Below are 18,409 nucleotides of genomic sequence, written 5' to 3' on the forward strand. Positions count from 1 at the left end.
TCTTATAAATTTTTATCTAGTACATCAACCATTTCATCATTCTTATCTTCAGGTATATTTAGATAGGCAAATTTTGCAATTTCTTTTTTTTGCGTTTGTAATTGCGCTTTTTGCGCTTCTAGTTTTTGTATTTTAGTTTTCTTATATCTAGAGAATAAGTAAACCGAAAAGACTATTAGCAATGATGATAATGCTGTAATGAGGTAGTAAGAGAATTTACTTAAGTCTTGAAAAGGCTGAAGAATCCAATAAAGATAAAATAGGGGCCCAGTAAGAACTGCAAAATGAAGTATAATAGTTCCTGATTTTTTTTCATGCGAGTAAAAATCTTTAACCAACATATAAATAACGTAAATAAGTATAGTCAGCCAAGGAGCAAATTCGCCAACAAATAATTGAAAAGATTTAAAGCCAAAGAAACTTTCTGATTTTTTAATTCTAAAATATTCTTTCTTGGCAATATTTTTTTTTGAATCGGCTAATTTATAAGCTGCATATTCAGGAGTATTTTTGGTTAATTCTTTAACTTTTTCTAGTTCAGTTTTAACCTTTTTAATTTCGTTTTTATATTCAGTTTGGGCAGTATAGTAGCTATCACTAAAGTTTTTTAAAAACTCAAATGAGAAAAAAGAAGTTACAAAGAGTATTGCAACGAGATATGTTATTATGTTTTTAGTTAACTTCTGAATCGTCTGGGTCTTCCCCACCATTGTTGTTTGGGTTGCTTGACAGGTCTTTTCTTGTTCCGAATAATTCTTTTTCATTTAGTTTTTGTTCTTTAGCTGTTGGTACTATTTCATTATCAGTACAAGATGTAAGAAATAAAACAGCAACTAATGCAAATGCTTTTAAAATATTTTTCATAATTATAGATTTAAATTGTGTTAAATCTACAAAAATAAGCATTACATAGTTTGCTTAATTAAGTTCCTTAATCGTCATGTAAAAATGCAAAACGCAAAGCTAAACCTACAGTTGTTGTTGTTTTAAAACGTTCTCTTAGTTTAGATGTTACCGACCTAACTGTACTGGGTGTTATATTCATTTCTTCACCTATTTGCACCGTATTATGGTCGTTAACTAATAATTTTACAATTTTTAATTCTTTATCTGATAAAAGCTCTTTTAATATTTTTAAATTTCCTTTTACTCCTTTAGAGGTAACATGTTCTTCTACTAAGTATTTTTTTACTTTGGTTGAATAAAATGTTTTACCAAGATTCGCATTATTAATTGCTTTTACTAAGTTTTCGGGATTATCATCTTTTAATAAGTATGATTTTGCGCCCATTTTTATAGTTTCTTCTATAAATAGAATATCTAAGTATGATGAAAACACAACAATTTTTTTCGAAATTGCGTTTTGCTTAAAATATTTTAAAACTTCAATGCCATTCATAACATCCATAGAGAGGTCTAAAACAATAACATCGCAATTATTAAGCTTACACCATTCTATAAGTTCTAAACCGTTTTTAGAATAGCCTACAATATCTATGTTGCTATTTTTAAGCAAAGATTTAATACCATCGAATATTAAACTATGATTATCGGCAACATGCACCTTTATTCTTTTCATGTTACAAATGTATATTGTTTAATTAAAAAACACGGTGGACGTTTCCCTAATTCGTAGTAAGAGCTATAATAATTTAACAAATACTACTGTTATTTTAATATTTGTTACTTAAATTTTAGACATAAAAAAACAACACCTTGTGAGTGTTGTTCTGTGGTAAGTAATATTCTTTTTGCTAACGTTGATGTATAAGCTTTGTTGCGTGGTTTAAGTAGTGAATTCACTAAATAAAACACGAACGGCGAAATTCCGAAGGAATTTCCAAAGTGAGCCAAAACCAGCAATAAAGTTTATACCGTGTTGTACACAGTACTTTATTTCCATTTAATAATTAGTTCTTCTAATCCTTTTTTAATTCCGCTATGAAAGTCTCCTTTTTTGAATTCAGGAATTATAATTTGATCAATTACTTTTTTGCAAATTTCATCAGTTAATATTTTTTCAGTCCCTGTTCCTGTTGAAATTTGAATTTTTCCTAACGATTGACTAAATAGTATTAAGAGTCCATTATTTTTTTCGGCTTTTCCAATTCCCCATTCGTTTGATAATTCAGTCGCGTATTTCTTTATATTTTCATAAGGTTCAATTGACGAGATTGTAACTATAGCAATTTCATTTGTGGATTCAATTTGATAAGCTCCAATTGTTTTGTCTAATTTAATTCTTTCGTCATTTGTGAAAATATTTTCAAAATCATTAACATATCCAATTGGTTTCGGAAAATTCGTTATTGAGTCAATTCCAACTGTCAATTCAGTTGCAGGTTTTCCGTTTTCATTCAAAGCTTGGTTTGAATTATAATAAGCAATTGGAATTCCAATTATTTTCGGAAAAGCATATAAAATAAAAATTAATAAAATTCCGATTGAACCTATAATTATTAATGCTTTCTTCATTTTTTTTGTATTGTGTACAATGGTTAGGCTATGGTTAGTACGGGAATTAAAAGTAATTAATTTTCGGATTAAGCACTTAGCCAAAACTTTTTATTTTGTTTTATCTTTTCATTTTAAACCCAAATCAAAAGATTTGGCGGACTTTATAAAAATACAGTGACTTTGGATTAAGCACCAAAACCCGTATTAATTATAGCCATTGTTAGCCACTGGTTTTATTTAATTTAGCGTAATATTTTTCCATCTTCTCCTTTCCATACATTTGAATGTCTTTCTCTTTCCATTTTTCTATATTATTGGAATAGTATTGACTTAATTTTTCAGAATTATAGCTTTCAAGATCCTCCTTTATTTCATCTCCTAAATAACTCCAGACATAGTATTTGTCAATTTCAGTTAATCTTTCTAATAACTCAATTTCAGCTTTCTTTGATATTCTTTTATACCAAACAAATTCGAATAATCCTTCTACAAGTTTATGTTCTGCATTTATGTTCTTTTCGACTATTATTTGCTCAATTACTTTTTCAATTCCGATTTTTAACACGTTTAAGTCAAAGTCTGCGATATCAAATTCAAGAAAGTCACAAAGAATTGCAGATGCAAATTCTCTTGTTTTTTCTCCTGAGGATTGTATATCTCTTATTAACCGTTTGAAAAAATCAGTTTTTGAGACTTTTTCTCCAAAAGAAATTTTGTCTTTAGTTATTCGTTCAATTAAGTTCTCCTTATCAAAACTCACGGAATATTTTTCCACCATATTTTTAGAACTCCAACTATTCAGTTCAAGAGTAATTCCTGTTTCTTCAGAATTCAGTAGTTTAAATTTATGTCCGATGAATGTTTCTTTCATTGCAGTTTATTCAACTTGTGGCTAACGGTTTGTATAAGAATAGTAAGGGGTTAAAAATGCACTTACTTTTCGGTTTAGCACTTAGCCAAATTTACAATTTTACCATTATTTTTCTTTTAACCGTCAAATTGTAAATTTGGCGAGCTTTGTTTATATGTACCAACTTTGGGTTTGCCACTTAACCCTTATTATTTTTATACATTGTTGTGCGTAGTTTTTTTACCATTTCGAAAATATTTTAATTGTATCTAGTTTTAAAAGTTCTGTATTGTAATCAACTTTTTTTTTCTTTAATTTATCAGAAAGTGTATCGATAATTTCAATAAAATCAATTTTTAAAATTTCCTTTTGCTTAATCAAATCAAACTCACCAAATTCCCTTGTAAAATGACGAGTAACTACAAGTTTTAATTCGTCCTTTTTTGTTGATAATCTACCAATTTTAAATTTTGGGCGAATATAATAAGCAGGCATATCGCCTTCATTTTTTTTACCTTTTAAATTGGTTGGTATATCTTCTTCTTTATGAAAATATTCACTCCGCACCGTTAAATCTCCACTGTCGTGATTGCTGAAATAAAGATTCAACCCGATATATGAAAAAGAATTTCCATAAAGCTCTGGTCTTGTTTCTCTAATAACTTTGTTTCTTAATACTTCTAAACTATCAATTAATGGCTGTAAAGATTTTTGATAATTCCCAGACCTTGACCAACGTATCGGACTTTTAGGTAATTTGTTTCTCTGTGAGGCAAATATTGAAATTTCATAATTCGTTTTATCTGATTCATTTTCATAAATTACAAACGTATTCTTTTGTTTACTCCAACCTTTGCTCCATTCTAATTTTTGCTCAAAGAGCTTATTCCTTATTTCTGTGTAATATGAACCATTAATCCATTTATCAGCAGTCGCTTCAAAAGCTTCTCTTTTTCCCCAACCAATTATTGACAAAGATTCGCAAATACGAACAAGTTTATTCCACTCCTTGATGTTTTTGTAATTCACAAGCCCGTCAAACTCTTTCAGTAAGTTGGTTCTTAATTCGTCAGAAGAATCCGATTCTAAAAACTCTTTTAATTCCTCAATTGTTTCAAATTCGTGAATACTATTCATTTTGATTATAACCTTCGTTTTATTTCGAGTTCTCTTAAATTACGCACAACTTGTTTATATAAGCACCTTTAGTACTTATAGACAAACCAAATGGAGGTATATGCGTACTAAAGGTGCTTAAAATTACATCTTTTTTTACTTACCACAATTATGTCAATGAACTTTTTTGCTTTTTTGTAGTGCTAATAACTACTGTTATTTTAATATTTGTTACTTAAATTTTAGACATAAAAAAACAACACCTTGTGAGTGTTGTTCTGTGGTAAGTAATATTCTTTTTGCTATTTCTAACGGTTTAGCTATGAACAGTACGGGAGAAAACTAGCATTTGCTTTCCGCCATGCACATAGCAAAATCTTTTTTTATTTTTTTTGTTTAAAGCAAAATCTCAAAGATTTTTCGGACTTCATAAAAATACGCAAACCCTGCGATTAAGCCCAAAGCTCTTATTGTTTATAGGTTTTGTTGGCAACTGACTTTTGCGTTCTGCTTTTACTTGATTTATGAAATTCAATAATTATTTTTTAAATAAGCATTCAATTAATTTTGAATAATTCCCTCGATTTCCTTTTGTAAATCTCTTTCCGAAACTATAATATCCTGCATCATTAACATAATAAGTTCTTTTTTGTCGATGCTGGTATCTTTTATATTTGGGTAAAGGAAATTCATTAAATATTGAGTTTTTGATAACAATAGCTCTTTCTGCTCTTCAATATTTGCCAATGCGGAAACTCTATCGTACTCAAGCAATTCAATTTTTGAGTTAGAAATAGCTTTCCAAGAACTAATTCTAATTTTAGGTATCTGAATTCCATTGACTTTCATCATTACATCGAAAAGAGAAATTGAATCATTCTTTTTGTAAAAATTTAATGTATCGATAAGTGTTTGTTGTTGAGGTATTTTTTTTTTGATATCGTCATTGCTTTCTTTCAATTCCTTATCCATTGAAGAAAGTATTTGATTAATATACTTTTCGTCTTTTTTATTTTCATTCCAATTGTTTATGTAAAGAGCTATTAGAATACCAATTATTATTGGAACTATTTCTTTAAAGAATGCTTTGATATATTTTCTCATTCAATCTATATGTATTTTTTGAGTTTGTTGCCAACGTCTAGGCTCGTATGTTTGTTCTTTAGATTGAAAGTAATCAATTTATATAAATAAAGGGTTATAAATATTAGGGATTTAGAGTTTAGGCTAGATACAATATAATTGATGTCGTTTCATAGAGTGAAACCCTATGGTTAGTACGGAAATTCAGATAACTGAACTTTCGTACTGGCACTTAGCCAAAATTTTTTATTTTGTTTTATCTTTTTTGTTCTAAAGCAAAATCAAAAAGATTTGGCGAACTTAGTTTAAAGTACAAAACTTTGTGTTATGCACCAAAACCCGTATTAATTATAGCCATTGTTATCTTCTTTACTTCATTAAAGTTAATTCCGTCTCAATATCAATTAAAAATATTTTTCGTTTTGTTACGATACATCTCATTATTAGCTTTTTAATTCCCTCGTCAGTTTTAACCTTTAATATTATAAATAGTTTAGGTTCTAATTGATGTTTCCTCTTAAACCAAGAAATGTAAGTTTTTTCTGGTATGAAATCAATTATTTCATTGTATTTCCAAAATTCTTTTTTTAATCTTTTTTTACTATCATTTAAACTCTCAAGTGCTATTTTAAAACTACTCTCTGAAAAGTTTCTAAAACTTTTTAATTGATTTGGAGTTGGGAATTCTTTTTCGAGTTCTGCTATTTTTTTATGTTTTATTAAAAAGAATATTCTTTTAGAATAATCAAGAAAATCTTCAGGGGTTGTATTGATTAAAAAGGGTTTATGTTTAAGGTTATAATGTTCTTTATTTAATTTTGCCGTTGTTAAGCGTATTTTATATTCAGACTTCCACTTATTATTGAAATAATAAAGGTCATCTACATAAATGTCGATTATTGTTGAGTCTTTTAAAAAGGTGAAAATATTTCTATCTGATTTTATAAAATAAATTGAATCATTCTTATCATTGACCGTGAAAAAGCGAAATTCATTAAAAAGTTGATCTTTTAAATCTAATTTATACTTATTTATTGTGTCTTTTAAGGATTTGTAGCTTTCAGATATTGTCTTTTTTATATGTTCTTTATATTCAGTTTTTAAAGTATCTTGGTAACCTTTAGTAAATGACTGAAATAATTTGCCTCTGCTTTTTATACTGTTTTCAACAGAAAAAAACTGTCTACTAAACTTTTCATAATTATTATCTTTTATTGATATAAATAAGCTATCAATTATACTTGAGGGAGTTATATGTGTAACTTTATTTTGACTCATTCCTTTTGATTTGCAAGAGAAAATCAAACTGACTATTATTCCTAGTATTATTTTTTTCATTTATGTTCAAGGTTTGTAATTGAAGATAACGTTGTTGTATAAGAATAGTTGCGGGTTTGTATGCGAGGATTTTCCGAAGGAAAATCAGACGTTACAAACACACAACTACCTTTGATTAAGCACTAAACCGCAATTATTTTTATACGGTGTTGTGTGTAGTTTTTATTTCAATTGGATTTTCTTTTCTGTTGAAATCTCCCCAAATGGTTTTATTCAATCTTGTATCATAATAAATGTTTTTATAAAAATGTTTTCCCCAATTTACTCCTTTTTCAATATTTGGCATTTTTTTTAAATGACGTTGCAATTTCTGATATTCCTTATCTATAGCTTTATTTGGGGTTTTAGAAATTTGTCGACATTTTATTTTCTCTATTTCTGACTCTGTTTCTCTTCCTCCTTTAAATTCAATCGCATATGGGAATATTAAGTCATCATACGGACTTTTTAAATCTGTAAGTTTAATATTTTTAGAAATCATAAAAAATCCTTTATAATCGGTATGGTTAAAATCCGTAGGGTTATAGTTTTTAACGTCAATTTTTTTATAATAAGTCTTCTTTTCGGAATTAAAATATTCAACATAGATTTCAATATTTTCGTTAATTTTCAAATCAATTAACTTAGCAAAAAAATCCTCAAGACTTATTATTATATCGAAATAGATAGCCATAATTTTTTTATTTTAAAGTGTATTCTCAAATCCGAAGCAGAGTATTATTTGTAAATTACACACAACGTTTTGGCTATGCGCAGTGTCCCGAAGGGCATTGCGTATAGGTTTTGTTACCTGCTTTTTTATTTTTTTAAGGTGTCCCAAATCAGTTTTCCGTCAAAATCTATCTTATATTTTGTCTTAGCAAAGTCCGTTAATAAAATCCCTTCACTATCAATTTTGAATTCCTCTTCATTGTCTATTGATACAAAAATGTCGGCACCACCAAATTCCCATTTTTTATTTCCGTCTTTGTCAAGTTTTGTTACTTGAAGCTCACCATGTATAATATAATCGTCCTGCTGCTTGAAAATTTGAAAGCAAGTCGCCTGGTCAGCTTGAGTTTTCCATTTTAATTCAAGATCTGGTAGTGTATAGCTGAATATTGTGTCGCAACAACAAATTAATAATTGGTCATTGTCGACAAGCGATGAATTTTGATGAATACCTGTCGCACCGCCCGAACCGATAACAATACAGCTGTTAATAATTTGGTCGTCTCGATAAATTTTTATCCCATGTTTCGATGTCGGATATTCTGTTGCTCCTTCACCAAAGTTATGCTTTGAGTATATGAAATTATTGTCTGCCGAACCAAATGTGTAAGTCGGTTCATCAAGTACTTCAATTATCAAGCTTTTATATTGGTGTCTGTTCATTTATTGTCTTACTCTAATTGCTGGTAACTTGTTTATATAAGCACCTTTAGTACTTATATACAAACCAAATGGAGGTATATGCGTACTAAAGGTGCTTAAAATTACATCTTTTTTTACTTACCACAATTATGTCAATGAACTTTTTTGCTTTTTAGTAGTGCTAATAACTACTGTTTTACAAATACATTTTTATAAGCTATATTTGTAACATACATATATATTGCTAATATGTAAAATCAAAATAGTACTCAAAAAAAGTGTACTCTTTTTTGTACTCGTTTTTGTACTCGTGGTTTTCTCTTTATTTATAGTACTTGTATTACTCTTATTACTTATTGAGTACAAAGAGTACAAAAATTATATATAATAGAGTAGATAATAAAAGTAAGAATAGGGTAAGTAGCATTAAAGAAGCTATTTTTCACAAACGTCCCAACCACGTCCCTACACCAAACGCAAATACCTAAAAAACAACAAGTTATGAGTAGTGAAATAATCCAGCCGAGGTCACAATTAAAAACCACATATTAATTTATGTGGTTTTTTTTCATTATAAAAATCTCCTTTTTATAGCGAAAAAAACAAATCACACGTCCTACAAACTACCCAAAGAATATAAGAGGTAAGTTTCACATACAAAATAAACCTACACGAGTAACAAAAGAGTTTAATTACAAGCTTTACAAATACTCTATTTTAATAAATAAGTAAAACCCCTTACAGGCTATACGAAAGAAAATCTTACCTACTTTGTCTAAAAAGTATAATTATTTTCACCATTAACTATATATATTTGCTGTAATAGATTTAAAAGACACGATTCGAGGAAGTAAATTATGAAAAAAAACTGCTCAAAATAATAGATTCTTGCTATTTTATTTTCAAAAGAATCATTCCTCTCAAAACATATAGATATGCAGTTTGTGGCGGAAGCAATTTAGTTTTAGATACTACTTTATATTTTATCTGTTTTCATTTCATTTTCGATAAAGAAAATTTAGATTTATTTATTCTCGTTTTGAGTCCACACATTGCTTCTTTGTTTTTTGTATTTCCTGTAACTTTTTTTATCGGATTCTTATTAAACAGGTTTATAGTATTTCCTGAATCAAAATCATCAATGAAAACGCAGTTTTTAAGATATTTAACTACTGGAATAATAGCCTTGTTAATTAGCTACCTTTCAATGAAGTTGCTTGTCGATATATTCCTTTTTTATCCAACACCATCTCAACTTTTAACAATTATCACAACTGTCTTATTTAGTTATATAATGCAAAACAAATTTAGCTTTAAGATTGAATCACAAACGAATAAAATAATTATCAAATGACAGGAAAACGTATTACAACACTCTATAAAAAGCATAGAGCACTTGCGCTAAACCGAAAACTCTCTGTACATCAATAAAGTCCGCTAAATATAAAATTTAGCATTTATAAAAGAAAAAAATATACAATGAAAAAAATCAAAAAAATGGAATTTAAAAAAATAATTATTTTTACTTTTTTCAACATAATCATACTTAATACTTTCTGTCAAGAAATTGATAATAAACAAGAGCAAGGCTTTGTAAAAAATTATAACTTACTAAAATCAATACAAGGAAATTGGAAATTAGTACACCTTTTTGTTGATGGTATAGAAATAGATTGTGAACACTTTGAGAAATATCTTTCAAAAAATTTAAGTAGTAATAAAAATAATCAAGAAGAAATAACTGAAAAATTCAATAATTTTTGTAAAATTAATGATGACAAAATTATGGAAGTATCACACAATTCCATTTTTGATAAAAACTTAAATAAAATGACTTTTTTCAAATTAGATAATAATTTGAAAGAAAATATAATTGTTATTAATAAAAAACAGAATAAAGTTGAATTTAAAATTATAAGAATAAACGATAACTATTTCAAATTATTACACACAGATAAAATGTGGTTGAAGTTCAAAAAAATCAGTGATTAATAATATAATTTTACTGTCTATTCTAGTATTACTGAAATCAAATGACTATTTTATTGAAAGTAGCAAACGAAGTTTCAAAAAGTATTAACTTGCTAAAAATAGGTTTCGACTGCCCTCTACCAAATACTTTAAAGGTATTTCAATTAAAACATAAGTAACTATTTACTTATCTCTAAAAAATTAAATATAAGACAAATCTATTTTCATATTAATATACATCCATTTTCTAGGGATACTATTAATAATTTTATCATAATCAATTTCTCAGTCTAGCAAATTCATTTGCCCCTGTAAAACATGTGGACTTGACATTGACTCTTTTTATTTCCTATTGCAAAAAACGTAACTTATTTTTCAATTCCCTTTATTGATAGTTTACCATTAATTTAATACCAATTGTATAAAATTAATTGACCTTAATGTATTTTTTTCATCATCAGTTCCTATAAATAAACCTGGTGTTTTAATTTTTCCTGTTAACTCCTCTCCCGCAAATACATTTAATGTATTAGGGTCTATTTTAAATGAAATATTCACATTTCCTAAAGGGTTCCCTAAATTTTCTCTTAAAGATGCAACTACTTTCAAATTATTAACAATACCACTAAAAAACACACTACAATCCTCATATATTACAAATAAGTTAATTATTTGGTTTTGTTTGTTTTCAAGTAAAAGGGTATTTCCTCTTTTTTGAAAATTTGATTTTTTTATTATATCCACTAGCTACAATGATCATTAGCAATACTACAAATGGTATAAAATATTTTTCATAATAAGATATTTAATATTTCTTCTAATACATAGCCAGTCCAATATTTAATATGTCTATGAAATGTAAAAAATTATATTAACAAACAGTAGCTTACTCATAATAGTGCCTTTATCTCAAACTATACAAACCACTAAGAATAATATAGATTCAAAGTAGAATTCAAAAATTTTACATTTACCCCCTCCTCTTAAATTTATTCACTATTTTTAATTCGATAAAAAATCATTCTAAGTAAAAATGGAAAACACAAATAAGTACTGGGTATTATATGCAGATAACACCGTTAAAGATTTACTTACTCTAAGCAATATTCCTGAACACATTATACTGAATGATTGGATATCAGGTAAACAAATAGCTATAACAAAAGATAAAAATATCCAAATCACTAGAAAATGTACCAATGGTGATCATTGGGGAGACATACCTCTTAGTAAATTCCCTTTCTTTCACAAAGATTTTATTAACTATTTAAATGAATTTGGAATCGATAATATACAGTGTCAACGTGTAGATTTGATTGAAGAGAATAATGAAATTATAGACTATGATCATTACATGCTTAATATTTTAGGTCCACTACAGCGCATAAAAGAATATAATATAAAAAATCCTCCAATAGCAGGTCCAGAGCGATTTAAAATTGATACCTATAAAACCAATAACCTACATATATTTAGAATAGCCGAAAACCCAAAACTCATTATTATAAGCGATAAGCTAAATTCATTTCTAATAGAAAAGAAACTCGCTTGCGTTAAAACAGTTCCGACTCAAGAGTATTTAAAATCAGACAATTTATCTCTTGAAGAACTAAGTAAAACAAAAGAACTAATTTCTTTTGTCGAAAAATTAAAATACGGAAAAGAACCTTTTAATCAGAAAATTGTCGAAAATATTTTATCAGAAGGAGCTGATGTAAATTATTACAATCCTAAAGACTGGACATCTAAACCAGCCATTGTATTAGCTCAAAACATATCAAACGATACAAATAGGAGAAACATGATGACTCTTCTATTTAATTGGGGTGTAGATGTAAACAGAAAGTTTCAATATGGTTATTTAATTGAAGAAGCTGCTTTAGGTGGAGATATTGAAGATCTAAATTTTTTAATTACTAATGGTGCGGTAAATGGTTATGAAGATGCACTTTGTAACGCAATAGAAAAAGATCATATAAATATCGTTAAATTGTTAGTAGAAAAAGGTACCAATATAAATACCCCTCCTGCATTAAAAAGTTGTTCAGAAGCATATCGCTGTAAGTACAAAAAAGAAAGTAACAATCCCATACCAGGACTTTCGACAGCAGAATACTTAATATCTAAAGGAGCTGACGTAAATAATTCCGAACCTTTTTATTCAGGCATTCAAAACAATTTTAAAGAGCTCGTTGAATTATTTTTAAAAAAAGGGTCAACTCTTTTAAAAACCGAAAAAGAGGTGTTTTCACAAGCACAATCAGCCGAAATGATCCACTTACTTGCTAAATTAGGCTTTGACCCTATTGAATTAAACGGCTCTGAACAATCAACATATTTAATGGATTCTATTCTTTGGGGAAACAAACAATTATTTGAAGCCTTTTTAAAATACAAAATAGATTTATACGCTACCGATACAGAAGGTAAAACGGCTTTTCATTATGGTCTTAGAAGTGAACAAAAAAAAATCATTGAATATCTACTCACTATATATGATCTAGAAAAAGTTCATAAAATAAAGAGTGTATTAGGCATCGCTGAAAACCCTGAAATTCAAGAATTATTAAAAGAAAAACTAGGTACAGAATACACCAGTAAACAAAATGGAATTGATACTTACTTCACCAATTTTGACAATCCAACTTTTAAGCAACTAAAAGAATTACAAGCTATAACTAAATCAAAAATATCTGTTGAAAATTCCGAATTACTAATGCATCTTTCTGAAATTGACAACATTTCATCAAAACAACTCTCAGATACACTGTATACTGAAATGGAAAAAAACATCGCTAATTGGGCTCTTTCATTCATGTTTGATAATCTTACTGCACCACAAGTAATTGTTTTAGAATATCAAGGAAATATCACAGATCCTTTTGACGGAGAAGCTACGTTTTATGGATATGAGAAATACTCAAAATCTAATGACGGAGACAAAACATATAACTTAACCCAACCTGTAAATACTCTGGAAGAAAAAACGCTGAGCCTCAACTACTATTTTGATGGCATAGACAATTTAACGAACAAATTTCCTAACCAAAGTAAGGAAATACAAAACTATTATAGAAACCATGCTTTCATGCAACTTCATGCTATTTTTAATAAACTTGAAGAAGCTAAAAAATTTAGTATACTTAAAAACACAACCTCTCTACTAATTTTTGGTAGAGCACATGATGAAGATCCTATTCTTATTTATAAAGTAGGTTAAATTTATTTAAAACAAAAACAATAAAATAATACAAAAACACTAAATACAATTATGCAAATCGTCCTCCGAAATTTAAAAATATTAATACTAATAACCTTAAGTATATTTAGTTATGGTTGCAAAGAAAATTCACAAAAAAACAACGAAACCTCAAAAAACTTATTACATGTAAAATCTGATGAAGGTAAAAAATGGAATGTTTTGGGTGTAAAAATTGTTGGGAAAATTTTAAGTACGCAAACAAACAATAAGTACTCCGTAATTATTTCTGAAACACCTCCAAATCAAGGCCCACCACTTCATGTTCATAAACATGAAGATGAACTTTTTTATATTTTAAAAGGTAATTATGTATTTCATTTTGGTAATAAAAAAATTAAAGCCAAACAAGGTGATTTTATTAAATTACCTAGAGGTATACCACATCGTTTTGTAAATACCGACAGTATTGTAGGTCTTACAATGAATACAATTACTCCTGGTGGTTTTGAAAACTTTTTCAGTGAAATATCAAAAGAATCTGAAGCAAATAGACTTACTAAGCACAAAATTGATTCCATTGCTAATAAATATGGAGTCTCATTTGTAAAAAAATAATTATTAACACAAGTCTTCTTACAAGATATTCATTAACTCTAAACTATAGAAATCAATTAGTTTTTAATTCCAAAAAGAATACAATAGCAAAAAAATTACGTTAACTAAAAATCAGCCTGTTAATTTATACTTTAGGACTTAAAGTAAAAATGAAAATAGTATTTTTTATATGTTGTTTTTTTAATGGCATATTCAATTTTTTCTCAAAAAAAAAGGAACTCCAATCACTATTAAAACGAACTACTCTATTTCTTCAAAAATTTTGAATCAAAATAAAGAAATACAGGTGTACTTACCAAATAGCTATACTTCAGCTTATTAACAAAACCGTTTCGGGCAGTTTTATTTAAAACATAAAGATTATAACAATGCGATTAAACACTTTAAAATTGGTCTTATAAAGCATCCAAAATACCGACCTTGAAACAAAAATGAAACAAGGGTTAAGCAAAATAAATAAAGAGATTAGTAAATAGTTACTTATATTTTAATTGAAATACCTAGGAAATGTTTGGTTAGACGCAATCAAAACCTATTTTAACAAGCTAATAGTTCTCGATTCGAACAGGTAATAAAAAAACACATTAACCTTCTTAATAATTAAACAAAAAAAAGACTCAAAATAAAAAATATCTTGAGTCTTTTCATTTGAAAAACTACTATCTAATTACTTGCTTTTATATTAACAGTATCGTTTACAATATAAAAATAAGAACGTCTATTTTTTTGATGTTCTTCTTCTGAACATTTACTAGCATCATCACAATTATTTAAGAGTTGACTCTCTCCAAAACCTAAAGCACTTTCTATCCTATCTGATGAAATACCTCTAGAAATAATATAATCTCTCGTTGATATTGCTCTATTAGTTGATAAACGTTTATTATAATCTTTGGTTCCTCTACTATCTGTATGTGACTCTATTTTAATAATCATATTAGAGTTACTCTTCATTACAGATACAACATGCTCTAATTCATACTCAGCATCTTCTCTAATACTAGATAAGTTGAAATTGAAATAAATAGGGTTTATTATTATTTGATCTGCGACTATTAAAGATTCTAAATTCAAATCCTCAGTTACAGCCTTTTTATTTACATCAAGTGTCTGTGTATCCTTTTTCTTATTCCTATAATTCTCTTTTGAAGCTATTACAATAAAATTTTTCTCACAATCCATTTTTTCAAACAAATACGTACCTGATCTTCCTGTTTTTTGCTCAGAAATAGGCTCTCCTTCTTCATTCATTAATTGCACAATAGCATTCTTAATCGGTTCACCTGTATTAGAATCTGTTATAACACCTTTAATATCTTCTTTACAGTTGTAAATATTAAAACTATAAATATCATCATCTCCTACACCACCCTTTCTATTAGATGAAAAGAATCCGTATTCATGGTTATTATCTATAACAAAAGCAAAATCATCAAAAGCTCCGTTTACAGGACTTCCTAAATTTACAGGATCTGAATAATTTCCATTTTTAAGCTTAGATTCAAATATATCTAAAGCTCCTAATCCTAAATGACCATCTGAAGCAAAATACAATACATTGTCATTACCTACAAAAGGAAACATTTCTCTTCCTTCTGTATTAATTTTTTCTCCAAGATTCTCTGGTCTACTAAACGTGTCATTATCTAAAATAGCTACTTTATAAATATCCGTTCCACCAAAACCATTTGGCATATCAGATACAAAATATAAACTTTTTTCATCTGTACTTAAAGCTGGGTGACCACAAGAAAAGGCATTACTATTAAAAGATAACTCTTTAACATTTCCCCAAAAATCTCCTATCCTATCCGCACTATAAACTTTAAGATGCGCTACTTCATTTTCATCTCCTTTTAGCTTCTTTCCATCAAAATTATCTCTTGTAAAATAAGCTTTCTTTCCATTTTTAGCAATTACAATATTAGATTCATGATATTTTGAACTTAAATCACTTACAATTGTTGACTCCTCAACATCTAATATCTTTTTAGTCTTAATGTTTTTTTGTTGTGCTTTGTATATGTTTAGATATGGCTGCTTATTCCATTTATATAATTTGTTATCTTTTTTTGTTTTAGGGTTTGTTGAAGCAAAATACAAGTTATTATCATAAATAAATCCACCAAAATCTGAATAAGATGTGTTACTAGATAAATTATGAATATTAATATATGTTTTTTCTCTACTTGAATATTCTGAAAAATAATTTTTATTTTTCTCTAAAGCTTTTGCCCTACTGTCACTACCGTTTTTACCACTCAATTTTAATAACCATTTGTCTGATTCAATAATCTTACCGTTAGTTTTTAAAACTTGTGCATATCTAAACAAATGTTTTGGAGAAGCAATTCCTTCATATAAGTTCATTAATTTTTCATAATTCCCTGCTGCTTTTACAAATTCAAAATTAAAATAATGAGCATCGGCTAATCTACTTAAAACCAAATAAGAGTCATCCCCTTTTTTATGAATTGACTGATAAAGTTCTGCTGCTTTTTTATAAGCAAATTCTTTGAAATATCTATCTGCAGCATATTTTCGTTGCCCAAAACTAATAGTGGTTATTAGCAAGAGTAGTATGTATATGTTTTTTCTCATCTTTATTCTTGTTTTTTCGTTAAAAAAATCTTGGTGACTTCATTGTTTGTTCTTTAAACATCTCATAACGAAGCATCAACTCATAAGTTCCTGAATTATAATTACTATAATTAGATGTAGTTAGATCATAAGCGAAGCCTATGTTTAAGTTTTTAGTTGCTTGAAAACCTAGTAAAGCACTAATAGAATCATCCCACCTCCAAGCAAGACCTGCTGTAAACTTCTCATTAAACAAAAAATTTGCAGAAACATCTATAGATAAAGGCGCTCCATTTACAACCTTGACTAAAACGGCTGGCTTAAACTTTATACTTTCATTTAAATCAAAAACATAACCTCCTATTAAAAATAAATGTAAACGTTCTTGAGCTACATCTCCTCCATTATTAGAATCCTCATAATGATCAGTACTAATTAAATTAGGTATAGCAGCACCTAAATACCATTTATTAGTATAATAATACATCCCTGCTCCTATCGTTGGTAAAAATTTATTTATGTTACCTTCCAACTTTTTATCCTCCCTATTACGAACACGTCCTTTACTCCAATCTACATTCAAATGACGACCTCCTAATTTTAAACCAAAGGCTAAATTACCTTCATCACTAGTACGTATTGTATATGATCCATTAATATCTAAAAATATTTCACTTGCAGGTCCAATTCTATCATTGGTTAAATTTACTCCTAACCCGACTCCGCTATAACCTAACGGAGTGTCGTAACTTAATGTTTGGGTATTTGGTGCTCCATCTACTCCAACCCATTGGGTTCTTCCTAATAAATTTATAATACTATGTCCATTTGATCCTGCATAAGCAGGGTTTACACTCATTGTATTAAACATATATTGTGTATACTGTGGGTCTTGCTGCGCATTAATTCCGCTAATAATACATAGAATTAATACTATTGTATATCTAATTTTCATATCTCTTTCTTATCTATTAATATATAACCAACCTACCTTTGGCTTTGAACCATCTCCTAAATCTATAACATAATAATATGTTCCTGGTGGCAGTTTTTCATCAACACTAATTGTTGCTCTACCATTTGAAAGTCCTCTAAAAGCAACACTTTCGTTATTGTATCCTGAAGCTTTATAAACTGTATTACCCCATCTATTAAACACTTCTACAGTATTCTTGCTGTATTCTGGCCTGTCAATGCATGAAATAAAGAACGTATCATTCTCTCCGTCATCATCTGGTGTCATAATATTATAAGGAGTGCCACATAAATTTTGATCTATATCTAAATAATCTGGAATACCATTATCGTTAGTATCTAATGCATCATTTGTTGTTGGATCACCATCACCTGGTCCTTCATTTATAGTATCAATACCGTCATTATCATCGTCAGTATCTTGAAAGTCTGGAATACCGTCTTCATCTGTATCAGGAATACTTACAGAAGTTCCTCCATTATCAGAATCAAAGGCATCATCTAATCCATCATTGTCAGTATCTAATCCAGATGGAGAACTATCAGGAATACCATCTCCATTTTCATCATTTCCTTCTATCACATCTGGCACTCCATCATTATCACTATCAGAATCTAAACTATCAGGTATACCATCTTCATCGGTATCAACTCCACCATCTCCTTCATCTGTATCTAATATACCATCGTTATCATCATCTAAATCATAAATATCTGGGATTCCATCTCCATCAGTATCTATTTGCTCTGAATCCCCAAAACCATCTAAGCCATCTACTGAATCCGCAATTCCATCGCCATCACTATCTGTATTGTCATCAATCGATCCATCGCCATCAGTATCTAAACCTCCTGGTAAATCTGGATTA

General features: G+C 28.4%; 18 protein-coding genes. 4 read left to right on the forward strand and 14 right to left on the reverse strand.

Annotation, left to right across the window (positions count from 1 at the left end; genetic code table 11):
* Positions 1 to 2 precede the first annotated feature (2 nt).
* The 10 genes from CXF68_RS20345 to CXF68_RS20390 all read right to left on the reverse strand — a co-directional run bounded on the left by CXF68_RS20345 (position 3) and on the right by CXF68_RS20390 (position 8,218).
* Complete coding sequence (locus tag CXF68_RS20345) at positions 3 to 764, reverse strand: hypothetical protein (protein ID WP_198553869.1); 762 nt, start codon at positions 762 to 764, stop codon at positions 3 to 5.
* Positions 673 to 864, reverse strand: coding sequence for a hypothetical protein (locus CXF68_RS20350; protein WP_101047234.1), 192 nt, complete (start codon positions 862 to 864; stop codon positions 673 to 675). The genes CXF68_RS20345 and CXF68_RS20350 overlap by 92 nt, the downstream gene beginning before the upstream one ends.
* A 67-nt stretch (positions 865 to 931) precedes the next feature.
* A complete protein-coding gene (locus CXF68_RS20355) occupies positions 932 to 1,579 on the reverse strand; it encodes a response regulator transcription factor (RefSeq protein ID WP_101047236.1) in 648 nt (215 codons plus the stop codon).
* Positions 1,580 to 1,893: 314 nt separating this feature from the next.
* On the reverse strand, positions 1,894 to 2,475 hold the full coding sequence (locus CXF68_RS20360; protein ID WP_101047238.1) for a YgcG family protein: 582 nt from the start codon (positions 2,473 to 2,475) through the stop codon (positions 1,894 to 1,896).
* Positions 2,476 to 2,677: 202 nt separating this feature from the next.
* Positions 2,678 to 3,328 (reverse strand): hypothetical protein, encoded by a 651-nt coding sequence (locus tag CXF68_RS20365; RefSeq protein WP_101047240.1) that lies wholly within the window; start codon positions 3,326 to 3,328, stop codon positions 2,678 to 2,680.
* Between the two features lie 219 nt (positions 3,329 to 3,547).
* Positions 3,548 to 4,444 carry a hypothetical protein gene (locus CXF68_RS20370; protein ID WP_101047242.1) on the reverse strand — a complete coding sequence of 299 codons (897 nt, stop codon included), beginning with the start codon at positions 4,442 to 4,444 and terminating at the stop codon, positions 3,548 to 3,550.
* 540 nt (positions 4,445 to 4,984) lie between these two features.
* Positions 4,985 to 5,527: a DUF6090 family protein gene (locus tag CXF68_RS20375; RefSeq protein ID WP_101047244.1), complete on the reverse strand. Its 543-nt coding sequence runs from the start codon at positions 5,525 to 5,527 to the stop codon at positions 4,985 to 4,987.
* A gap of 348 nt (positions 5,528 to 5,875) precedes the next feature.
* Positions 5,876 to 6,844 carry a hypothetical protein gene (locus CXF68_RS20380; protein ID WP_157822029.1) on the reverse strand — a complete coding sequence of 323 codons (969 nt, stop codon included), beginning with the start codon at positions 6,842 to 6,844 and terminating at the stop codon, positions 5,876 to 5,878.
* 139 nt (positions 6,845 to 6,983) lie between these two features.
* Positions 6,984 to 7,517: a hypothetical protein gene (locus tag CXF68_RS20385; RefSeq protein WP_101047248.1), complete on the reverse strand. Its 534-nt coding sequence runs from the start codon at positions 7,515 to 7,517 to the stop codon at positions 6,984 to 6,986.
* A 125-nt stretch (positions 7,518 to 7,642) separates the two neighbouring features.
* On the reverse strand, positions 7,643 to 8,218 hold the full coding sequence (locus CXF68_RS20390) for a hypothetical protein (RefSeq protein ID WP_101047250.1): 576 nt from the start codon (positions 8,216 to 8,218) through the stop codon (positions 7,643 to 7,645).
* Between the two features lie 892 nt (positions 8,219 to 9,110).
* Between CXF68_RS20390 and CXF68_RS21250 the strand changes: the two genes are divergently transcribed.
* A complete protein-coding gene (locus tag CXF68_RS21250) occupies positions 9,111 to 9,551 on the forward strand; it encodes a GtrA family protein (RefSeq protein ID WP_369800555.1) in 441 nt (146 codons plus the stop codon).
* 125 nt (positions 9,552 to 9,676) lie between these two features.
* A complete protein-coding gene (locus CXF68_RS20400) occupies positions 9,677 to 10,189 on the forward strand; it encodes a hypothetical protein (RefSeq protein ID WP_101047254.1) in 513 nt (170 codons plus the stop codon).
* A 381-nt stretch (positions 10,190 to 10,570) separates the two neighbouring features.
* On the opposite strand, the gene CXF68_RS20405 is transcribed toward CXF68_RS20400, so the two are convergent.
* Positions 10,571 to 10,912: a hypothetical protein gene (locus CXF68_RS20405; protein ID WP_101047256.1), complete on the reverse strand. Its 342-nt coding sequence runs from the start codon at positions 10,910 to 10,912 to the stop codon at positions 10,571 to 10,573.
* 289 nt (positions 10,913 to 11,201) lie between these two features.
* Between CXF68_RS20405 and CXF68_RS20410 the strand changes: the two genes are divergently transcribed.
* The gene (locus CXF68_RS20410; protein WP_101047258.1) at positions 11,202 to 13,388 is read left to right on the forward strand and encodes an ankyrin repeat domain-containing protein; all 2,187 of its coding nucleotides are present in this window, start codon (positions 11,202 to 11,204) and stop codon (positions 13,386 to 13,388) included.
* A gap of 51 nt (positions 13,389 to 13,439) precedes the next feature.
* The gene (locus tag CXF68_RS20415; protein WP_101047260.1) at positions 13,440 to 13,985 is read left to right on the forward strand and encodes a cupin domain-containing protein; all 546 of its coding nucleotides are present in this window, start codon (positions 13,440 to 13,442) and stop codon (positions 13,983 to 13,985) included.
* A gap of 663 nt (positions 13,986 to 14,648) precedes the next feature.
* Here the strand turns inward: CXF68_RS20415 and CXF68_RS20420 are convergent.
* The 3 genes from CXF68_RS20420 to CXF68_RS20430 form a co-directional block, all read right to left on the reverse strand.
* Positions 14,649 to 16,586 (reverse strand): OmpA family protein, encoded by a 1,938-nt coding sequence (locus CXF68_RS20420; protein WP_101047262.1) that lies wholly within the window; start codon positions 16,584 to 16,586, stop codon positions 14,649 to 14,651.
* A 19-nt stretch (positions 16,587 to 16,605) separates the two neighbouring features.
* The gene (locus tag CXF68_RS20425) at positions 16,606 to 17,520 is read right to left on the reverse strand and encodes a type IX secretion system membrane protein PorP/SprF (RefSeq protein ID WP_101047264.1); all 915 of its coding nucleotides are present in this window, start codon (positions 17,518 to 17,520) and stop codon (positions 16,606 to 16,608) included.
* 9 nt (positions 17,521 to 17,529) lie between these two features.
* Positions 17,530 to 18,409 (reverse strand): gliding motility-associated C-terminal domain-containing protein (locus CXF68_RS20430; RefSeq protein WP_198553870.1); only part of this gene is annotated, 880 nt, incomplete at its 5' end.

The sequence above is a fragment of the Tenacibaculum sp. Bg11-29 genome (genome assembly GCF_002836595.1).
In the GTDB taxonomy this organism is placed as follows: Bacteria; Bacteroidota; Bacteroidia; order Flavobacteriales; family Flavobacteriaceae; genus Polaribacter.